This is a genomic window from Streptomyces sp. NPDC039430, assembly GCF_055639435.1.
In genome coordinates, this window is record NZ_JBVKAK010000046.1 from 1 (window position 1) to 1,195 (window position 1,195).

The 1,195-nt window shown below is 55.9% G+C and carries 1 rRNA gene; it reads left to right on the forward strand.

The window, feature by feature from the left end:
• A 23S ribosomal RNA gene (locus ACZ7LS_RS36785) occupies positions 1-1,174 on the forward strand; the annotation flags it as partial.
• Positions 1,175-1,195: the final 21 nt, after the last annotated feature.

Below are 1,195 nucleotides of genomic sequence, written 5' to 3' on the forward strand. Positions count from 1 at the left end.
TGAGCTTGGGGTGGCCGCAGAGACCAGCGAGAAGCGACTGTTTACTAAAAACACAGGTCCGTGCGAAGCCGTAAGGCGATGTATACGGACTGACGCCTGCCCGGTGCTGGAACGTTAAGGGGACCGGTTAGTCAATCTTCGGGTTGGCGAAGCTGAGAACTTAAGCGCCAGTAAACGGCGGTGGTAACTATAACCATCCTAAGGTAGCGAAATTCCTTGTCGGGTAAGTTCCGACCTGCACGAATGGCGTAACGACTTCTCGACTGTCTCAACCATAGGCCCGGTGAAATTGCACTACGAGTAAAGATGCTCGTTTCGCGCAGCAGGACGGAAAGACCCCGGGACCTTTACTATAGTTTGATATTGGTGTTCGGTTCGGCTTGTGTAGGATAGGTGGGAGACTGTGAAGCTTGGACGCCAGTTCAGGTGGAGTCGTCGTTGAAATACCACTCTGGTCGTGCTGGATGTCTAACCTGGGTCCGTGATCCGGATCAGGGACAGTGTCTGATGGGTAGTTTAACTGGGGCGGTTGCCTCCTAAAGTGTAACGGAGGCGCCCAAAGGTTCCCTCAGCCTGGTTGGTAATCAGGTGTTGAGTGTAAGTGCACAAGGGAGCTTGACTGTGAGACCGACGGGTCGAGCAGGGACGAAAGTCGGGACTAGTGATCCGGCGGTGGCTTGTGGAAGCGCCGTCGCTCAACGGATAAAAGGTACCCCGGGGATAACAGGCTGATCTTCCCCAAGAGTCCATATCGACGGGATGGTTTGGCACCTCGATGTCGGCTCGTCGCATCCTGGGGCTGGAGTCGGTCCCAAGGGTTGGGCTGTTCGCCCATTAAAGCGGTACGCGAGCTGGGTTTAGAACGTCGTGAGACAGTTCGGTCCCTATCCGCTGTGCGCGTAGGAGTCTTGAGAAGGGCTGTCCCTAGTACGAGAGGACCGGGACGGACGAACCTCTGGTGTGCCAGTTGTTCTGCCAAGGGCATGGCTGGTTGGCTACGTTCGGAAAGGATAACCGCTGAAAGCATCTAAGCGGGAAGCCTGCTTCGAGATGAGGACTCCCACCCCCTTTGAGGGGTTAAGGCTCCCAGTAGACGACTGGGTTGATAGGCCGGATATGGAAGCCAGGTGACTGGTGGAGTTGACCGGTACTAATAGGCCGAGGGCTTGTCCTCAGTTGCTCGCGTCCACTGTGT